The sequence below is a fragment of the Brevundimonas vitisensis genome (genome assembly GCF_016656965.1).
Classification (GTDB): domain Bacteria; phylum Pseudomonadota; class Alphaproteobacteria; order Caulobacterales; family Caulobacteraceae; genus Brevundimonas; species Brevundimonas vitisensis.
This window is the reverse complement of the sequence record NZ_CP067977.1, coordinates 1939604-1957266: the sequence shown is the minus strand read 5'-3', so window position 1 is coordinate 1957266 and position 17663 is coordinate 1939604. Positions and strand designations below refer to the sequence as shown.

At 66.6% G+C, this 17663-nt stretch carries 20 protein-coding genes and 1 tRNA gene; 9 read left to right on the top strand and 12 right to left on the bottom strand.

All coding sequences use genetic code 11. From position 1 onward, the window contains the following. Window positions 1-52 precede the first annotated feature (52 nt). Window positions 53-523 (top strand): hypothetical protein, encoded by a 471-nt coding sequence (locus JIP62_RS09895; protein ID WP_201102024.1) that lies wholly within the window; start codon window positions 53-55, stop codon window positions 521-523. Between the two features lie 15 nt (window positions 524-538). Here JIP62_RS09895 and lptB read toward each other — a convergent pair whose 3' ends face one another. From lptB to JIP62_RS09855, 8 genes are all read right to left on the bottom strand, one after another. Continuing rightward, window positions 539-1333, bottom strand: coding sequence for an LPS export ABC transporter ATP-binding protein (gene lptB, locus JIP62_RS09890; RefSeq protein WP_201102023.1), 795 nt, complete (start codon window positions 1331-1333; stop codon window positions 539-541). 24 nt (window positions 1334-1357) lie between these two features. After that, complete coding sequence (locus JIP62_RS09885; RefSeq protein WP_201102022.1) at window positions 1358-1846, bottom strand: LptA/OstA family protein; 489 nt, start codon at window positions 1844-1846, stop codon at window positions 1358-1360. Window positions 1847-1857: 11 nt separating this feature from the next. After that, on the bottom strand, window positions 1858-2514 hold the full coding sequence (gene lptC, locus JIP62_RS09880; RefSeq protein ID WP_201102021.1) for an LPS export ABC transporter periplasmic protein LptC: 657 nt from the start codon (window positions 2512-2514) through the stop codon (window positions 1858-1860). Window positions 2515-2521: 7 nt separating this feature from the next. Next, window positions 2522-3136 carry a ribonuclease D gene (locus JIP62_RS09875; RefSeq protein ID WP_201102020.1) on the bottom strand — a complete coding sequence of 205 codons (615 nt, stop codon included), beginning with the start codon at window positions 3134-3136 and terminating at the stop codon, window positions 2522-2524. A gap of 235 nt (window positions 3137-3371) precedes the next feature. Continuing rightward, window positions 3372-3458, bottom strand: a tRNA-Leu gene (locus JIP62_RS09870). A 103-nt stretch (window positions 3459-3561) separates the two neighbouring features. After that, the gene (locus JIP62_RS09865; protein WP_230974722.1) at window positions 3562-4632 is read right to left on the bottom strand and encodes an NAD(P)-dependent alcohol dehydrogenase; all 1071 of its coding nucleotides are present in this window, start codon (window positions 4630-4632) and stop codon (window positions 3562-3564) included. Between the two features lie 66 nt (window positions 4633-4698). Next, entirely contained in the window at window positions 4699-5448 is a 750-nt protein-coding gene (locus tag JIP62_RS09860; protein ID WP_201102019.1) for a DUF72 domain-containing protein, read from the bottom strand. 2 nt (window positions 5449-5450) lie between these two features. Next, on the bottom strand, window positions 5451-5771 hold the full coding sequence (locus JIP62_RS09855) for a metalloregulator ArsR/SmtB family transcription factor (RefSeq protein ID WP_201102018.1): 321 nt from the start codon (window positions 5769-5771) through the stop codon (window positions 5451-5453). 86 nt (window positions 5772-5857) lie between these two features. On the opposite strand from JIP62_RS09855, the gene JIP62_RS09850 reads away from it, so the two are divergent. Continuing rightward, a complete protein-coding gene (locus tag JIP62_RS09850; RefSeq protein WP_201102017.1) occupies window positions 5858-6313 on the top strand; it encodes a hypothetical protein in 456 nt (151 codons plus the stop codon). On the opposite strand, the gene rlmN is transcribed toward JIP62_RS09850, so the two are convergent. Further along, on the bottom strand, window positions 6285-7445 hold the full coding sequence (gene rlmN / locus JIP62_RS09845; RefSeq protein WP_201102016.1) for a 23S rRNA (adenine(2503)-C(2))-methyltransferase RlmN: 1161 nt from the start codon (window positions 7443-7445) through the stop codon (window positions 6285-6287). The genes JIP62_RS09850 and rlmN overlap by 29 nt on opposite strands. Before the next feature lie 84 nt (window positions 7446-7529). Further along, complete coding sequence (locus tag JIP62_RS09840) at window positions 7530-7937, bottom strand: NtrZ family periplasmic regulatory protein (protein ID WP_201102015.1); 408 nt, start codon at window positions 7935-7937, stop codon at window positions 7530-7532. 373 nt (window positions 7938-8310) lie between these two features. On the opposite strand from JIP62_RS09840, the gene JIP62_RS09835 reads away from it, so the two are divergent. The 4 genes from JIP62_RS09835 (at window position 8311) to holA (ending at window position 13079) form a co-directional block, all read left to right on the top strand. Continuing rightward, on the top strand, window positions 8311-8748 hold the full coding sequence (locus tag JIP62_RS09835) for a DUF3576 domain-containing protein (protein WP_201102014.1): 438 nt from the start codon (window positions 8311-8313) through the stop codon (window positions 8746-8748). Window positions 8749-8921: 173 nt separating this feature from the next. Next, window positions 8922-11522: a leucine--tRNA ligase gene (gene leuS, locus JIP62_RS09830; protein WP_201102013.1), complete on the top strand. Its 2601-nt coding sequence runs from the start codon at window positions 8922-8924 to the stop codon at window positions 11520-11522. Further along, window positions 11522-12016, top strand: a complete 495-nt coding sequence (lptE, locus tag JIP62_RS09825) for an LPS assembly lipoprotein LptE (RefSeq protein WP_201102012.1) — start codon at window positions 11522-11524, stop codon at window positions 12014-12016. The genes leuS and lptE overlap by 1 nt, the downstream gene beginning before the upstream one ends. A 10-nt stretch (window positions 12017-12026) precedes the next feature. Further along, the gene (gene holA, locus JIP62_RS09820; protein ID WP_201102011.1) at window positions 12027-13079 is read left to right on the top strand and encodes a DNA polymerase III subunit delta; all 1053 of its coding nucleotides are present in this window, start codon (window positions 12027-12029) and stop codon (window positions 13077-13079) included. A gap of 3 nt (window positions 13080-13082) precedes the next feature. Here holA and JIP62_RS09815 read toward each other — a convergent pair whose 3' ends face one another. Then, on the bottom strand, window positions 13083-13991 hold the full coding sequence (locus tag JIP62_RS09815; RefSeq protein ID WP_230974721.1) for an NAD(P)/FAD-dependent oxidoreductase: 909 nt from the start codon (window positions 13989-13991) through the stop codon (window positions 13083-13085). Window positions 13992-14073: 82 nt separating this feature from the next. On the opposite strand from JIP62_RS09815, the gene JIP62_RS09810 reads away from it, so the two are divergent. After that, window positions 14074-14532 (top strand): Rrf2 family transcriptional regulator, encoded by a 459-nt coding sequence (locus JIP62_RS09810; protein WP_201102010.1) that lies wholly within the window; start codon window positions 14074-14076, stop codon window positions 14530-14532. A gap of 130 nt (window positions 14533-14662) precedes the next feature. Here JIP62_RS09810 and dapE read toward each other — a convergent pair whose 3' ends face one another. Beyond that, window positions 14663-15856 (bottom strand): succinyl-diaminopimelate desuccinylase, encoded by a 1194-nt coding sequence (gene dapE, locus JIP62_RS09805; protein WP_201102009.1) that lies wholly within the window; start codon window positions 15854-15856, stop codon window positions 14663-14665. 48 nt (window positions 15857-15904) lie between these two features. Between dapE and JIP62_RS09800 the strand changes: the two genes are divergently transcribed. Then, the gene (locus JIP62_RS09800) at window positions 15905-16375 is read left to right on the top strand and encodes a cupin domain-containing protein (protein ID WP_201102008.1); all 471 of its coding nucleotides are present in this window, start codon (window positions 15905-15907) and stop codon (window positions 16373-16375) included. Further along, entirely contained in the window at window positions 16359-17654 is a 1296-nt protein-coding gene (locus JIP62_RS09795; RefSeq protein ID WP_201102007.1) for an MFS transporter, read from the top strand. The genes JIP62_RS09800 and JIP62_RS09795 overlap by 17 nt, the downstream gene beginning before the upstream one ends. Window positions 17655-17663 lie beyond the last annotated feature (9 nt).

The following is a 17663-nucleotide window of genomic DNA, read 5'->3' as shown; positions in this document are numbered from 1 at the left end:
CTATGCCGGTTCAATCGCTGATTCCCGGGCCGACCGGGAAAGGAGCCGTCCGATGTCCTGTGGTCTTGCCGTTGCCGCCTTGCTGATGATGGGCGACCCCAACGTCGTTCTGGCCGCGGCCCAGCCGCCCGCCGTCGCCGGGGCCCCCGTCTCTGTGGCCGAGGAGCCTTTCTTCGCCGACCTGGCAACCCGGGCGACCGGACTGAAGTCCATCGTTGATGGCTGGAGCGCCTCGGGGGCCGCCGATCAGGCCGGCTTCTTCGACAGCCCCGCCTATGCCGCCTTCAAGACCGAGGCGGACGACCTGGCCGCGCGCGACATGCAGGGGCACGTCATCCTGCGCGACCGGGGTACGGACGGCGACCTGAAATGCATCCTGCGCGGGATCTCGGAGGACATGCCCCTGCGCGTTGCCGCCTTCGAGGCCGCAACCACTCCGGCCGAGCGGGCTGTTGCCCTGGCGGAGCTCAGCCACCTGCTGGACGACAATGCGGCGGTCATCCTGGCCCCGCCGCAGAGCTGATCTGACGCAACGGCCTCAGCCGTACATGTCGCCCAGATAGACGCGGCGCACTTCCGGATCGCGGATGATGGCGTCGGCCGCCCCTTCGAACAGGACCTCGCCTGCGGAAATGATGGAGGCGTGATCGATGATGCCCAGGGTCTCGCGCACATTGTGGTCGGTGATCAGCACCCCGATCCCCTCACCGGCCAGATAGCGGATGACCTGACGAATGTCGGCGATGGCCAGGGGGTCGATACCGGCGAACGGCTCGTCCAGCAGCATGAAGGACGGCTTTCCGGCCAGGGCGCGGGCGATCTCGACCCGGCGCCGCTCGCCGCCCGACAGACCGGCCGCGGGGGCATGGCGCAGGTGATCGATGCGCAGTTCTTCCAGCAGGCGGCTGGTCTCGGTCTCGATCGCGGCGGCCGAGCCATTGTGCAGTTCCACCACCGCCTTGATGTTCTGCTCGACGGACATGCCGCGAAAGATCGAGGCTTCCTGCGCCAGATAGCCCAGGCCCATGCGGGCGCGCTGATACATGGGCTGAGGCGTGATGTCCTCGCCGTCCAACCAGATCGAGCCGGAATCCGCCGGGATCAGGCCGGTGATCATGTAGAAGCAGGTCGTCTTGCCCGCCCCGTTGGGCCCCAGCAGGCCCGCCACCTCGCCCCTCTGGACGTTCAGGGACACGTCGCGCACGACCTGACGGGGGCCGAAGCGCCGGGCGATGTTCTTGACCCGCAGGCCCGTATCGCGCGCGGGCGGGACCGCGGCGGGCGTCGCCGCGGCCTGGTCCAGATTGAGGGCGGAAAGTTCCTTGCGGGCCAAGCGTCACACGACCGGGCCGGGGCCTCAGTCGTTCCCCTCGGGATAGAAGACGCCCTGAACCCGGTTACCGGCCGCCGTCGGCGCCCCCTCGACCCGGGCCGAGCCGGTGCGGGTGTTATAGGTCAGCCGCGATCCGGTCAGGACGTTCTGCCCCTGGGTCAGGATGACATCGCCGGTCACCACAATGGTGTCGTTGCCGGTGGTATAGACGGCGCGGTCGCCCCGGATCGTCTGTTCGGGCGTCACAAAATAGACATTGCCCGCCGCCTCCAGCCGGCTGTCGCCGGTCTGGTTCAGGCCCGCCACGCGATCGGCGCGCAGCCGGTTCTGGCCTTGCAGCAGTTCGGCATTGCCCACCAGGGTCAGGGTATTACCCTCAACCTCCAGCAGGTCCGCGCCCCACATGATGGGCGCACGGCTGGATGCACCGGGCACGCTCTGGGCACCGCCGAGGGTAGGCACCGCCACCAGGGCTATGGCCAGCAAGGCCGCCGTCATCGTGGTCTTCGTCATCCGCCCGATCCTCAGGGATTGATGGTCCCGCGCACCTTGTTGTCGCCGGAGCCCCGGAACTCGATCCGTTCGCCCTGGTCCCGGATGACATAGGACGAAGCGCTCAAGGTTCCAAGCGGGCCGGTGCCCTGAACGCCCTTGGACCCCGTCACGATGCCGGTACTGGTGTCGACGACCGCCTCGGGCGTCGCCAGCGAGAATCCAGACCCGCCGTCAGAGATCCGCACATTGGGGCCGATGGTGACCGTCTTGGCCACCTGATCATAGGTGCCGCCGTCGGCGGTGATCTCCGTCACCTTGCGTCCCCCCAGATTTAGCCTCAGCACCGGCCCGACCAAACGGAACCGCCCGGTGTCGGGGTCGCGGACTGCACCCTCGGCCCCGATCACGAAGCGACGTCCCTGGTCGTCCTGGCCGTGGAACATGGCCCGGTCCAGGCGGATTTCCTGATCCTGGCCCGCCTTGCGCTCGGCCCCCGAGATAACGGAGCGATAGACCACCCAGGTCACGGTGCCGCCGGCGATCAGCAGGATCACCACCGGCAGGACCCGGCGCAGCATCTGCACGCGGCGCGAGCGCTGTCGCCAGCGGCGCCCGGCGGCGGCCACACGGGCTTCGTCCTGGCTGTCGCGCGCCTCTGGAGTCTGGGTGGGGTCCGGGGCGGTCATCGGGGGATCAGCTGTGAGCGAAGACGTCGATCTCGTCCCAGCCTTCCAGGTCGAGGCGGGCACGGATCGGCAGGAAGTCGAAACAGGCCTTGGCCAGTTCGGTGCGCCCTTCGCGGGCCAGCATCATGTCCAGCTGGTCGCGGACCTTGTGCAGATAAAGGACGTCGGAGGCGGCATAATCCAGCTGGGCCTGGCTGAGCTCTGCGGCTCCCCAGTCCGAGCTCTGCTGCGCCTTGGACAGGTCCACCCCGGCCAGTTCACGCACCACATCCTTCAGCCCGTGCCGGTCGGTATAGGTGCGGGCCAGTTTGGAAGCGATCTTGGTGCAATAGACCGGCCGGGTCTCGACCCCCAGGTGCAGCTGGATCATGCCGATGTCGAACCGGCCGAAGTGAAAGATCTTCAGCACGTCCGGATCGGCCATCAGCCGCTTCAGGTTCGGACAGTCATAGGCGGGGCGGTTCAGCCGCACGACATGGGCATGGCCGTCGCCGGACGACAGCTGGACCACGCACAGCGGGTCACGCCGGAACCGCAGGCCCATCGTCTCTGAATCGACGGCCACGACCGGGCCCAGATCAAGATCGTCGGGCAGGTCGCCCTGATGCAGAAAAGTCGTCATGGGCGGTCTTGTGTCAGTGAACAGTGCTGGTGAGCAAGGGGTCAGCCTCGGCGGTCTGATGGTCTGATCGCCTTACCCCGTGTTGACCAGCACTTTTCACCCGGGCCGCCGCCCGTGCTGCGCCAATCGCGACAGCGCCCAAAGAGCGCGCTCAAGCAGTGAGTCGCCGCGCGGCGAGCGATAGCGCCTGAAACAGAAACGGCGCCGTGTCTTTCGACACGACGCCGTCTGAAACTGGTGCCCAGGAGAGGACTCGAACCTCCACGACCTTTCGATCACTGGCACCTGAAGCCAGCGCGTCTACCAATTCCGCCACCTGGGCCCTGACGTCACGCGAAGGTCGCGTTTCCGTCTGGAAGGCGCGGACCCTTAAGGTAGACCAACCGGTCGGTCAACAGGGCACCGCGCCGAATTTTTGCACTGGATCAGGCGGCTTCGCCCAGACGGTCCATGTCCAGCACGAAACGATAGCGGACGTCGGACTTCTCCAGCCGCTCATAGGCTTCGTTGATCTGGTGCGGGGCCAGGGTTTCGATGTCGCAGGCGATGCCGTGCTCGGCACAGAAATCCAGCATCTCCTGGGTCTCGCGGATGCCGCCGATCAGCGACCCGGCCACGCTGCGGCGCCGCCACAGCAGGCCCATGGCATAGACCGGCAGGCCTTCGGTCGTCAGACCCAGCATGACCATGGTGCCGTCCTTGGCCAGAAGCTGGACGTGGCTGGCGATCTCATGCGTGGCCGAGACGGTGTTGATGATCAGGTCGAAGCTCTCGGCGGCGGCCGCCATGGCCGCCTTGTCCGAATTGATCAGGAAATGTTTGGCCCCCATCCGCTCGGCATCGGCCTTCTTGCGGTCAGAGGTGGACAGGACCGTCACCTCGGCCCCCATGGCTGCGGCCTGTTTGACCGCCATATGACCCAGGCCCCCCAGGCCGATCACCGCCACCTTGGACCCCGGCCCCACCTTCCAGTGACGCAGCGGCGAATAGGTGGTGATGCCCGCGCACAGCAGCGGCGCGGCGGCATCCAGCGGCAGGCTGTCGGGAATGGTCACGACATAGTTCTGATCCACCACGATGGCGCTGGAATAGCCGCCCTGGGTGATCTTCTGGCCGACCGCGGCCCCCTTGGGATCGGGCGATCCATAGGTCTGGGTCATGCCCGGCACGCAGTATTGCTCCTCGCCCGCCTGGCAGGGGGCGCAGGTGCGGCAGCTGTCGACCATACAGCCGACGCCGACCCGGTCACCGACCTTGAAGCGGCTGACGTTCTCGCCCACGGCGGTCACCACACCGGCGATCTCGTGGCCCGGCACGATCGGATAGGTCGTGTTGCCCAGGTCGTTCTTCACGATGTGCAGGTCCGAGTGGCAGACGCCGGCGAACTTGATTTCGATCGCCACATCGTCCGGCCCCGGATCGCGCCGGTCAAAGCTGTAGGGCGTCAGCGGGGCATCCGAAGACGTGGCGGCAAAGGCGCGGGTGGCGATGGGCATGGGGATTTGTCCTGCTGAGCGGCGGTGCCGCTCAATTGTGGCTGGACCTTCCCGTTCGCAAGGGCGTCAGCCCAGCTTTGCAATCAGGGCCTTCGCCGCCGCTGGATTGCGGACTTTCGCCCCGGCGATGAAATAGGCGAAGACGTCGCCGCGTTTGGCCCAGCCGGTGGTCTGGGCGGCGATGGCGTCCAGTTCCGGTCCCGTCATGCCGGTCGGTTCGTCCTCGCGGCTCGACATCAGCCGGGCATAGGTAAAGTCGGCGGTCGGCTGGTCGATGCACGGCCATTCGGGGGCTTCGTCGTCCACGGCATAGACGATGGCCGCGCCGTATTTCGCTGCCAGATCATAGAATTCCGCCGTATCGAAACTGGGGTGCCGCACCTCCAGCGCATGGCGAAGGCGCAGCCCGTCCTTTTCGCGCGGCAACAGCTTCAGGAAGCCCTCGAAGTCGACCGGATCGAACTTCTTGGTCGCCATGAATTGCCAGTTGATCGGCCCCAGCTTGGGCCCCAGCACCGTCAGCCCCTGATCCAAAAAGCGCTCGAAGCTCTCGGCCCCCTCGCTCAGCACCTTGCGATTGGTGCAATAGCGGCTGGCCTTGACCGAAAACACGAACCCGTCGGGCGTCTCGTCCCGCCATTTGGCCCAGCTGTCCGGCTTGAAGGTCGAATAATAGGTGCCGTTGATCTCGATGCTGGTCAGGGCCCGGCTGGCGAACTCCAGCTCACGCTTCTGGGTCAGATCATCCGGATAAAAGACCCCCCGCCACGGCTCATAGGTCCAGCCGCCGATGCCGATGTGGATCTTGCCGGTCATGGTCAGTTTTCCGATGGAGTTCGAGCGGTTTTCAATGCCGCGCTTTCAGCCTTCAGAGGCTTGGACACGGGGCAAACCTCCTGAGCATAGGCGTTCAACGTATTGGCCAGATGGTCGGGGACCAGGCTGTAATGGACATACTGCCCCCGCTTTTCGCTGGTCACCAGCCCGGCGTTCTCAAGCACGCTCAGATGCTGGGAAACCGCCGACTTGGAGATCTCGAAACGCGCCGCGATCTCGCCTGCCGTAAGGTCAGCATGGGCCAGATAGGCCAGAATCTGGCGCCGGATCGTCGAGGACAGGGCTTCAAACACGCGTTGCATGGGCGGCAATTAAGCGATTTGCGAAACACTTGCCAGAGGCGGCGCGCCATGTATAAGTGATATCTTAATTACCGAATAGATGCACCATGTTGAAGTCCCCCGCCTATCGGTTGTCCGCCCTGATCGTAGCCAACTGCGCTGCAGCCCTGACCGTGGGTGCCATCACTGCAGTCGTCGTTGTGGTCGCGTCCTTCATCATTCCGTTTGGTTTGCCGGGGGTGGGGGAAGTGATCGTCTACGCGTTCTTGGCAGCATTTGGAGCAGCGGTAGCGTCATTGCCTTTCTTCTGCACAGGGCTGGCAACGGTTGGCATACTCACATGGTGGGTTCTCGAACGACTGGGGCAGACTAGTCGAGCGACCTTCGCGGCGGTTGCAGCTTTTGAAAGCGTGCTGGGCGGGTTGGTGGTTTTTCACACCCTGTTTTCGTTGCCTGCCGTTTTCGCCCTGCTTCTAGCCATTCCGGGAGCGGTGGCGGGCCTCACAATCCGATCACACGCTTACGACCCGAAGATCACGCCGCCGCCTGTTCGGCCTTCCTGAGCGCGCTGGCCCGGACCTTTTCGCTTTCGGACTTCAGCTGCCCGCAGGCGGCCAGGATGTCGCGGCCGCGGGGGGTGCGGATGGGGCTGGCATAGCCGGCCTTGTTCAGGATGGCGGCGAACCGTTCGATGGTCTTCCAGTCCGAGCATTCATAGTCGGTGCCGGGCCAGGGGTTGAACGGGATCAGATTGACCTTGGCCGGGATGCCCGAGATCAGCTTGACCAGGGCGCGGGCCTCGTCCGGGCTGTCGTTGACGCCCTTCAGCATGACGTATTCGAACGTGACCCGGCGGGCGTTGGACAGGCCCGGATAGGCGCGGATGCCCGCCATCAGGGCCTCCAGATCGTATTTCTTGTTCAGCGGCACCAGGACGTCGCGCAGCGGATCATTGGTGGCGTGCAGGCTGATCGCCAGCATGGCCTGGGTCCGCTCGCCCAGGGCCTGCAACTGCGGCACCACGCCAGAGGTCGAGACCGTGATCCGGCGCCGCGACAGGGCGATGCCCTCATTGTCGCTGATGATGTCGATCGCATCGGCGACGTGGTCCAGATTGTAGAGCGGCTCGCCCATGCCCATGAAGACGATGTTGGACAGGCGGCGGTCCTCCTTGGGCGAGGGCCATTCCTCCAGATCGTCGCGCGCGACCTGAACCTGGGCCACGATCTCGGCGGCGGTCAGGTTGCGGACCAGCTTCTGGGTGCCGGTGTGGCAGAAGGTGCAGTTCAGGGTGCAGCCGACCTGGCTGGACACGCATAGCGCCCCGGCCCGGCCCACGTCGGGAATATAGACGGTCTCGATCTCGATCCCCGGCGCCGTGCGGATCAGCCATTTGCGCGTGCCGTCGTTCGACACCTGGCGTTCCACGATCTCGGGCCGGGCCAGGGTGAAGGCGGCGGCCAGACTTTCCTGGGTGGCCTTGGCGATGTTGCTCATGGCCGCGAAGTCGGTCACGCCATGATGGTGGATCCAGCCCCAGACCTGGCTGGCGCGCATCCGGGCCTTTTCCGGCGGGCAGATGGCGGCGTCGATCAGCGCCTGGCGCAGGCCCTCGCGCGTCAGTCCCGACAGATTGACGGGCTGGGGGACCGGGGCCTTGGCGGCGGCACGGGACAGGTCGAGCGTGACGCTCAAGGGACGGCTCCTGATGATCTGAAGCCGGTCTCTATAGCGACAATTGCGGCATTTGTCGCTCGCCCCGCCCGAACGGCCGACGGATCAGAAGCGGAAGGTCGATTCCAGGCGGACGCGCGGCTGGGTCCGGCGGTCGACCTGCGGCGGTTCGGCCGGGTCCGCAGCGGGGGACGCCAGGCCAGCGGCCGCCCCGACGCGCAGGCGCGGATTGACGCTGTAATAGGCCCCGGCCTCGACATCGCCCCAGTCGCTTTCGCGGCCGACCGGCGACGTCAGGTTGAAGTCCAGGCCCCAGCGGCCGTTGCGGGTCAGGCGCAGGCCCCGGCGTTGCGAGCCGGTGCGCTGGCCCGCTGCCTGGGCGGCATTGGCTTCCGACAAGGTCACGACAGGAGCACGGCTTCGCGACGGTGCGCTCTGAGCCGAGGCGGACGCAGCTATGCCGGTCAGCGAAACCGCCGCCGCAAGACCCGCGATGATCGCGATCGCCTTCATCGTCCCTGCCCTTCGCACGGCTTCGGTCCTGCCGCGCCGTATTCGTGCGGTGATTAGACACCGCCTTCCAGCCCGGTCAACGCAACGAGGCATTGCCGTATCGGTTCCAGGCGACTCTATCCGCCTGATGTGGCTCAAGCGTCACGGGAATGGGGCCGAACTGGGTTCGCCGGCCACGCGAGTGCCTGCTTTGTCCCCGCGCCGAAAATGAGTGCACCGCGTCAGGCCGAGGGTCGCAGCTACTGTTGCCTTGTCATCGCCCCTTTTCACCGTGTTATAGAGCATCGCCGACGTTTGAACGACGCGGCGTCGTCCTCACGGCCCGATGGATCGGGACCGCGTGGCGTCCCTTATTCTTACGGAGAGTGTCTTTATGGCCCTAGTTCGCGGCGCTGCGGTGGCCCTGGTGGCTTCGGGTCTGCTCCTGGCGGGATGCGGCGGCCTACCCCGGCTGGGCGGTTCGGCTCCGACCCCGACGGCCGAGGCCGGGATCGGCGTGAACGGCTTCCTGTGGCGCGCCACCCTGGACACCCTCAGCTTCATGCCCCTGGCCAATGCTGACCCGTGGGGCGGGGTTATCAACTACGACTGGTACACCAACCCCCAGACCCCGGACGAGCGGTTCAAGGCGACCGTCTTCATCCTGGACACCCGTCTGCGGGCCGATGCGCTGAACGTGTCGATCACCAAGGAAGTGCGCGGGTCCGATGGCCAGTGGACCGCCGCCCCGGTTGCCGCCCAGACCGAGACGGACCTGGAGAACGCGATCCTGACCAAGGCGCGCCAGCTGAACCTGTCGAACGCGGGCTGACGTCCTTCTCCCCCTCGGGGGAGAAAGCTGGCAGGCGCGGCCTGACGGATGAGGGGGCTGCCGCATCCGGACATACTATTGGACGCAAGGCGCACGGATAGAGCCCCCTCATCCGAGACGCTTGGCGTCCCACCTTCTCCGCCTAGGGGGGAAGGAAGATCGGAAGATTGACCGTGGCCCGTTACGACCCCAAGACCACCGAACCGCGCCAACAGGCCCGCTGGGCCGAGGCTGAGGCCTTTGTCACCCCGACCGGCGAGACCGGGCGTCCGAAATACTATGTGCTGGAGATGTTCCCCTATCCCTCGGGCAACATCCACATGGGCCATGCGCGCAACTATGTGATGGGCGATGTGGTCGCCCGGTCCAAGCGGGCGATGGGGTATGACGTCCTGCATCCCATGGGCTGGGACGCCTTCGGCATGCCGGCCGAGAACGCGGCGATGGAGCGGGGAATCCATCCCGGCAACTGGACCCGGTCCAACATCGCCACCATGCGCGACCAGCTGAAGCTGCTGGGCCTGTCGCTGGACTGGTCGCGCGAGTTCGCCACCTGCGATCCCGAATATTATGGCCAGCAGCAGGCCTGGTTCCTGGATCTGTACCGGCGCGGCCTGGTCTATCGCAAGGACGGGGTCGTCAACTGGGATCCGGTCGACAACACCGTCCTGGCCAATGAGCAGGTGATCGAGGGGCGAGGCTGGCGGTCCGGCGCGATCGTCGAAAAGCGCAAGCTGAACCAGTGGTTCCTGCGGATTACCGACTATGCCGACGACCTGATTGAGGGTCTGGCCGAACTGGATCGCTGGCCCGACAAGGTCCGGCTGATGCAGGAGAACTGGATCGGACGATCAAAGGGCGCGACCCTGTGGTGGGACATCGCCGAGGTTCCGGCCTTCCTGAACGGCACGGCTGACGGTCAGCCCAGCCACGACCGCGATCCGATCGAGGTCTATACCACCCGTCCCGACACCCTTTTCGGGGCCAGCTTCCTGGCCCTGGCCCCCGATCACCCCCTGACGCGGGCGATCGCCGAGCACCGCCCGGACGTGGCCGCCTTCGTCAAGGCCTGCGCCCAGACCGGGACATCCGAAGCCGATATCGAAAAGGCCGAGAAACAGGGCATCGACCTGGGGATTCGGGTGCGACACCCGTTCGACCCGGACCGCACCCTGCCCGTCTGGTCGGCCAATTTCGTGCTCTCGACCTATGGCTCGGGCGCCATCTTCGGCTGTCCGGGACATGACCAGCGCGACCTGGACTTCGCCCGCAAATATGACCTGCCGGTCGTTCCGGTCGTGCGTCCGGACGGCAGCGACGACGTCGAGATCGGCACCGAGGCCTATGTCGGTCCCGGCCGCATCTTCAACTCCGACTTCCTGGACGGCCTGTCGGTCGAGGAGGCCAAGGCCGCCGCCATCGCCCGTCTGGAGGCGTCCGGCCACGGCAAGGGCGCGACCATCTATCGCCTGCGCGACTGGGGTGTCAGCCGCCAGCGGTACTGGGGCTGCCCCATACCGATCATCCATTGTCCCACCTGTGGCCCGGTGCCGGTCCCGGCAGATCAGCTTCCCGTGGTCCTGCCCGAGGACGTCACCTTTGACGTGCCCGGCAATCCGCTGGACCGTCACCCGACGTGGAAGCATGTCGATTGTCCCAGCTGCGGGACCAAGGCCCTGCGCGAGACGGACACTCTGGATACCTTCGTCGATTCCAGCTGGTATTTCGCCCGCTTCACCGACCCGACGGCGGCCGAGCCCATTGCACGCGCGGCGGCGGACAAGTGGCTGCCCGTCGATCAGTATATCGGCGGGGTCGAGCACGCCGTTCTGCACCTGCTGTACGCACGCTTCATCAGCCGGGCCCTGTCCGATGCCGGGCTGATGTCGGTACGCGAGCCGTTCGCCGGCCTGTTCACCCAGGGCATGGTGGTTCACGAGACCTATTTCGAAGGCACCGATGCGGTCGGCAAGCCGCAGTGGGTTGAACCCACCGACGTGCGGATCGAGACGGTCGATGGACAACGGATCGCCACCCGGTTGTCGACGGGGGCGCGGCTTTCGATCGGCGACATCGAAAAGATGTCCAAGTCCAAGAAGAACGTCGTCGCCCCGGCGGAAATCCTGGAGAGCCATGGCGTGGATGCCGGACGCCTGTTCGTCCTGTCCGACAGTCCGCCCGAACGCGACGTGCAGTGGACCCCCGGCGGGGTCGAGGGCGCCAGCCGCTTTGTCCAACGCGCCTGGACCCTGTTCGACACCTACGACCCCGATTTTGCGGGCGAAGAAGCGGCCAATGCGGCCCTGGTGCGCGAGACCCACAAGGCCATCAAGGCGGTGACCGAGGGCGTGGAGGGTTTCCGCTTCAACGCCGCCATCGCCAAACTCTACGCCTTCGTCGCCACGGTCCGCGACCAGGGACAGGCAGGCGGAGCAGCCAAGCGTCAGGCCCTGTCGGCTCTGGCCCGGCTGATCGCGCCCTTTACGCCGCACCTGGCCGAGGAATGCTGGACGCGGCTGGGCGAAGAGGGGATGATCCTGAACGCGCCCTGGCCGGTCTGGGACGCCGATCTGGCGGCGGACGATGAGGTGGTCCTGCCGGTTCAGGTCAACGGCAAGCGCCGGGCCGAAATCCGCGTCGCGCGGGGCACCGATCCGGCCGAGGTGGAGGCACTGGTCCTGGCCGACCCGGGCGTTCGGGCCCGGCTGGAAGGACAGGAGATACGCAAGGTCGTGGTGGTCAAGGACCGTATCGTCAATCTGGTGGTAGGCTGATGCGTCGATCGCCTCTCCGCGTCCTGGCGCTTGTCGCGCTGACGGGACTTGCATCAGTCGTCGCGGCCTGCGGCTTCACGCCCCTCTATGGCCAGACGGCGGCAGGCTCGGGCCTGACCCGTATTGCCGTGACCACCCAGGACGACCGCCTCGGCTATCGCCTGCGCGAACAGCTCGAGGACGCCCTGGCGGTCGACCGAGCCCAGGCCCCGCTGTGGCGACTGTCGACCGTGGTCGAGCAAAGCCGCCGACCCCTGGGCCGACGGATCGACGACACGGCCTCGCGCTATGAGCTGACGGTCAAGGCCGACTGGACGCTGACGCCCTTGTCGGGCGGTACGCCCCTGACCGGGACCGAGACGGTGACCACCACCTATGCAGCGGCCGACCAGCCCTATGCCGCCATTGCCGCCCAGCAGGACGGCGAAGACCGCGCCGCCGCCGAACTGGCGCGCGTGATCCGGCTGGACCTTCTTCAGGCTCTGGCCGAGTGATCGCGATCCCATGATCCTCGCCAAGAGGCCCGAGGTTGATCGCTTTCTGAAAAGCCCGGACGCGGGCATCCGCGCGGCGGTCATTCATGGCAAGGATCGGTCGGGCGTCGCCGAACGCGCTGACATCCTGTGCCGAGCCATAACGCCCGACCTCAATGACCCCTTCAACGTCACGGTCCTGACCGAAAGCGACATCGACGGCGACGAGGCACGCCTGGAAGAGGCCCTGACCGCTCTCAGCATGATCGGTGGGCGGCGTCTGGTTCGCATCCGTCTGTCCTCCGAGAAGGCGGCGGTCGACAAATTGCTGGCCGCCGCCCTGAAGGTGCATGCCGACGGGGGCTACAATCCCGACGCCATGCTGGTGATCGAGGCCGGGGCCCTGGGCCGCGACTCTGGTCTGAGGAAGGCCGCGGAGGCATCCAAGGGCGCTGCCGCCATCGCCTGCTACGAAGACGAGACCGGCGACGTGGCCCGGATGGTGCGCGAGGCTCTGGAGGCGGACAAGGTCGGACTGACCCGTGACGCCCTGGACCGTTTCGTGTCGCGCCTGCCGCGCGAGCGGGGGCTGATGCGCCAGGAGATCGAGCGTCTGGCCCTGTATGTCGGTCCCGGATCGGGCCGCACCATCGATGTGGAGGAGTTGGAGGCCCATCTGGGCGTGGAGCCGGACGCCTCATTACAGGACGCCGCGCTTCAGGCCTTTGGCGGTCGCCCGGCCCCGGCCCAGGCGGGCCTCAGACGCGCCCTGGCCGAGGGTGAATCCGCTGTCATGGCCGTGAGACAAGCGGCGATCCATCTGGGCAAACTTCGCCGGATCAATGTGCTGCAGGCCTCCGGGGCCGGAGCCAAGGAGGCGGCCAAGGCTGCCGGTGTCTTCTGGAAACAGGAGGCGGAGATGCTGCGCCAGGCCCGTGTCTGGCGGCTCGAAGCGCTGGATCAGGTCCAGGACAGCGTCAATGTCGCAGACCTGGCCACAAAGACCACCGGCCTGCCCGAACACCTGATCGCCGAGCGCCTCCTGCTCGAAATCGCCGCCCGCGCCCGCCGCCTGGGGATCTAGGGCCTAGGCCATCACCAGCGACCTGTGGGCTGCGACGCCGGCAAGGACCCCTGCTGCTGACGCCATCGTCGCATTGTGCATCTGGAACGCCGCGTCGCCGGCCGCGAACACGCCTGGCACACTGGTCTGCTGCATGGGATCGACCTGGATGTGCGGGCCCGTCATGCCTTCGGTGAAGGAGCAGCCGAGGTCAGCCGCCAGGGGACTGGCTGGCCGGGTCTTGGGGGCGGTGAACACCGCATGGGCCGCGACTTCGCGACCGTCGGCCAGACGCAACGCCTCTGTTGCCGCACCCTGGCCCAGCAGCTCAACGACGGGCGTCCTTTCGATCTGCACCCCGCGCGCCGCAAGCTGAGCGGCCTCCTCGTCCGTCGGTTCGAACAGTCCCTGGGTAAACAGTGTGGTCGGGCCCCAGTCCGGCAGCAGAAGCGCCTGATGCAAGGAGCCTGGCAGGCTCGCGATGACCGCCAGCGGCCGGTCCCTAACCTCATAGCCATGGCAATAGGGACAGTGCAGGACACTAACGCCCCACCGCGCCTTCATCGAGGGCAGCAGGAGTTCGTCCGTGACGCCGGTCGCCAGGATGACACGTCGCCCCAGAACCTCCCTGCCGTCCGAGAGCTCAAGCTGATAGCCCTCTTCGAGAGCCATCGCGGCCCTGGCCTCTCCGTGGAAGAAGAAGACGGTAGGATAGGCGGACAATTGCTCCAGCCCAAGGCGCATGATCCGCGCCGGCGCAACCCCGTCTTGGCCCAGAAAGCCGTGCGCCGCCGCTGCGTAGCGATTTCGGGGCTGACCGGCGTCGACCAGCAGCACCGATCGCCGGGCTCGCGCCAGCTGCATGGCGGCAGACAACCCGGCGAAACTCCCTCCAACGACAATGGCATCATAGGTCATGGCTATCTCACGCATCTTTATAAGTTGCGTAAAATAGCGCGAATGGGCGTTCACGCAACCCATGACGTTACATGAGTTTCGCGCTAGACCTTCGGCCATGCCCGCCGATCAACGCCTGTCCCGGATGCTGCACGTGTTGATCCACATGGATCAGAGCGACGGACCCGTGACCTCCGAAACCATTGCCCAGATGCTGGGAGCCCATCCGGTCGTGATACGCCGGACCATGGCGGGTCTGAGATCGGCCGGATACCTGACTTCGGATAAGGGCCACGGCGGCGGCTGGCGCTTGGGTCGGCCGCTTGGTCAGATATCCCTCTTTGATATTCACCAGGCGCTGGGCAGCCCCACCATCTTCGCCATCGGTCTGGCCAACGACGACCCGCGCTGCCTGGTCGAACAGGCCGTCAATGCCGCACTGGACCAGGCCCTGACCGAGGCCGAACAGCGCCTGCTCGCGCGGTTCAAGGAGGTCACCGTGGCGGACCTGGCCGAGGATTTTGCCGATCGCTATGCCCGTATCGTGGGGGAGTCAGGCCCCCCGCCCGCTGCGTGAGACCCTAGAGCCTGATCGGTAGAGGTGGAATCGTTTCGCGATTCCGCCGATGCCGTGAATCAGGCTCCAGGATGAAGCTGGAGCGAAATCTGAGCCGAGTTGGACTGCGTCCAACTCAACCGATTTCGCTCTAGCGACCCGCCGCCCCCAGCACCCGCTCGATCACGCGGCGATAGACGGCCGTCAGGGCGTGAAGTTCGGCGACCGGCACGCGCTCGTCGATCTGATGCATGGTCTGTCCGACCAGACCCAGTTCCAGCACGGGGCAAAGGGCGCGGATGAAGCGGGCGTCCGATGTCCCCCCTGTGGTCGAAGCCTCGGGCCTGATGCCCAGCTCGGCCTCGACCGCATCCTGAACCGCCGTGACGAAGTCGCCTTGCAGCGTCAGAAAGGCATTGCCCGAGCACAGGTGCTCCAGACTGATCTGCAATCCCGTTTCGGCCTGGACTTCGCCGGCCACCCCATTCAGCCAGGCGATCAGGTCGTCACCGGTGTGGGACGGATTGAAGCGGATGTTCAGCCGCGCCCGGGCCTCGGCCGGAATGACGTTCGTCGCGGGATTGCCGATGTCGATGGTGGTGATTTCCAGGTTCGACGGCTGGAAGGCTTCATAGCCGCTGTCCAGCGCGTGGGCGTCCAGCCGGGCCAGCAGCCGCACCAGCACCGGGGCCGGATTCGCCGCCCGCTGCGGATAGGCGACGTGTCCCTGTTTGCCGTGAACGGTGATCCAGGTGTTCAAAGAGCCGCGGCGGCCGATCTTGATCATGTCTCCCAGCCGGGACTGGGACGAGGGCTCGCCGACCACGCAGGCGTCGATGACCTCGCCCTCGGCCATCAGGGTCTCGACCACCCGCTTGGTGCCGTGCAGAGCCGGGCCCTCCTCGTCGCCGGTGATCAGGAAGGAGAGGGAACCCTCAGGCTCGCCCTGCGCCAGAATCTGCGAGACGGCGGCGACCCAGGCGGCGATCCCGCCCTTCATGTCCACCGCCCCGCGCCCGAACAGGATGCCGTCCCGGATCTCGGCCTCGAACGGGTCGGCGGACCAGGCCTCGGCCGCGCCGGTCGGGACCACATCCGTATGACCGGCGAAGCACAGATTGGGCGAGGCGGTCCCCCGCCGCGCGTAAAGGTTCTCGATCCGCACCTCGGCTCCCTGACCGCCGGGCCCCTCGAAGGCCATCCGGCGGCAGGTGAAGCCCAGGTCTGTCAGGATCCGCTGCAGGGTATCCATGGCCCCGGCATCGGCCGGGGTGACGGACGGCCTGCGGATCAGATCGCGGGTCAGTTCGGCGGGATCGACGACAAGGGGAGGTGCAGCGCTCATGGACCTATGCTTTAGGAGGATCGCACCCTCCCGAGAAGGCCCGGAGCCATGCCCAGGATCGACATCGATGCCGCACCCACCGGCCACGGAACGACCTATCCCGATGCCTACGCTGGACCCTGCCTGGCGCGGCGGCGTTGGCGGCTGGGGGACGCCGCCGGGCTGAGCCAGTTCGGCGTCAACCTGCTGCGTCTGCCGGCCGGGGCCTGGTCCAGCCAGCGCCACTGGCATGAAAACGAGGACGAGTTCGTCTGGGTGGTGTCGGGCGAGGTCGTGCTGATCGAAGACGACGGCGAGACCGTGCTTCGGGCGGGCGACTGTGCCGGGTTCAGGGCCGGGGTCGCCAACGGCCACAAGATCGAGAACCGGTCGCAGGGCGAGGCCGTCCTGCTGGAGGTCGGAACCCGGACACCGGGCGGCGATTCAGGCGACTATCCCGATATCGACATGGTCTTCCGTCCGGACGGCTATTTCCACCGCGACGGAACCCCCTACCCGAAACATGACCGACGCACCTGAAGCGCCCGAGCCGATCACCCCCGCCGTGTCCGAGGCCGCACGGTCCGCGCACGGCACCAATCCCTGGGCGGTGCGTGATTTCCGCCTGTTGTGGCTGGGCCGCGTCGTGGCGGTCCTGGCCATTCAGATTCAGTCCTCGGCTCTGTTGTGGCAGGTCTATGAGATTGCGCGGCGCGATCATCCGATCGCCGAGGCCAGCCTGTACCTGGGCCTGGTCGGCCTGGCCCAGTTTATCCCCCTGCTGGCCCTGACGCTGCCGGCGGGCGAAATGGCCGACCGCCGGGACCGCAAATGGACGGTCGCCGCCTCCATCGCGGTAGAAGGGCTTTGCGCCCTGGCCTTTCTGGCGATGGCGATCCACGGCAATCCCCCTCTGTGGGGCCTTCTGGCGGTCGCCGTCCTGTTTGGGGCCTGCCGGGCCTTTCTGGCCCCGGCCAGCCAGGCCTTCCTGCCCATGGTCGTGGGCCGTGCCGCCCTGCCCCGCGCCATTGCGGCCCAGTCGATCGCCTTTCAGACCGGGGCCGTGGCCGGGCCGGCCCTGGGCGGGGTGATCGTCGGCCTGTCTATCCCCCTGGCCTATGCCACGGCCCTGGTGCTTTTCCTGACCGCCCTGTCGGCCTTTCTGCTGATCCGCACCAGCGGGCGGCCCCCCCGACTGGAAAGCGACATCGGCCGCTGGGCCGCCGTCAAGGAGGGGCTGAGCTATGTCTGGACCAACAAGATCGTGGCCGGGGCCATCTCGCTGGACCTGATCGTGGTCCTGTTCGCCGGGGTGGCCCTGCTGACACCTATCTTTGCGCGCGACATCCTGCATGTCGGGCCGCAGGGGTTCGGCCTGCTGCGGGCCGCCTTCGGCATCGGAGCCTTCGGGATGGCGCTGTATCTGGCGCGGTTCCCGATCGTGCGACGCGCAGGGGTGTGGATGCTATCGGCCGTCGCCGCCTTTGGCCTCTGCACCATCATCTTCGGCCTGTCGAAAATCGTCTGGATCAGCGCCCTGGCCCTGTTCATCGGTGGCGCGGCCGACATGATCAGCGTCAACATCCGCCAGAGCCTGATCCAGCTGTCGACACCCGACCACATGCGGGGCCGGGTCAGTTCGGTCTCCATGCTGTTCATCGGGGCCTCCAATGAGCTGGGCGAGGCCTATTCCGGGGTGGCGGTGCGGTTCCTGGGCCCCATCGGGGCGGCGGTGTTCGGCGGAGCCGGGGCCCTGGCCGCGACCGGCATCTGGGCCAAGCTCTTTCCGGGGCTGCGCAAGGCCGATCGGCTGAGCTGAGGACGTTTG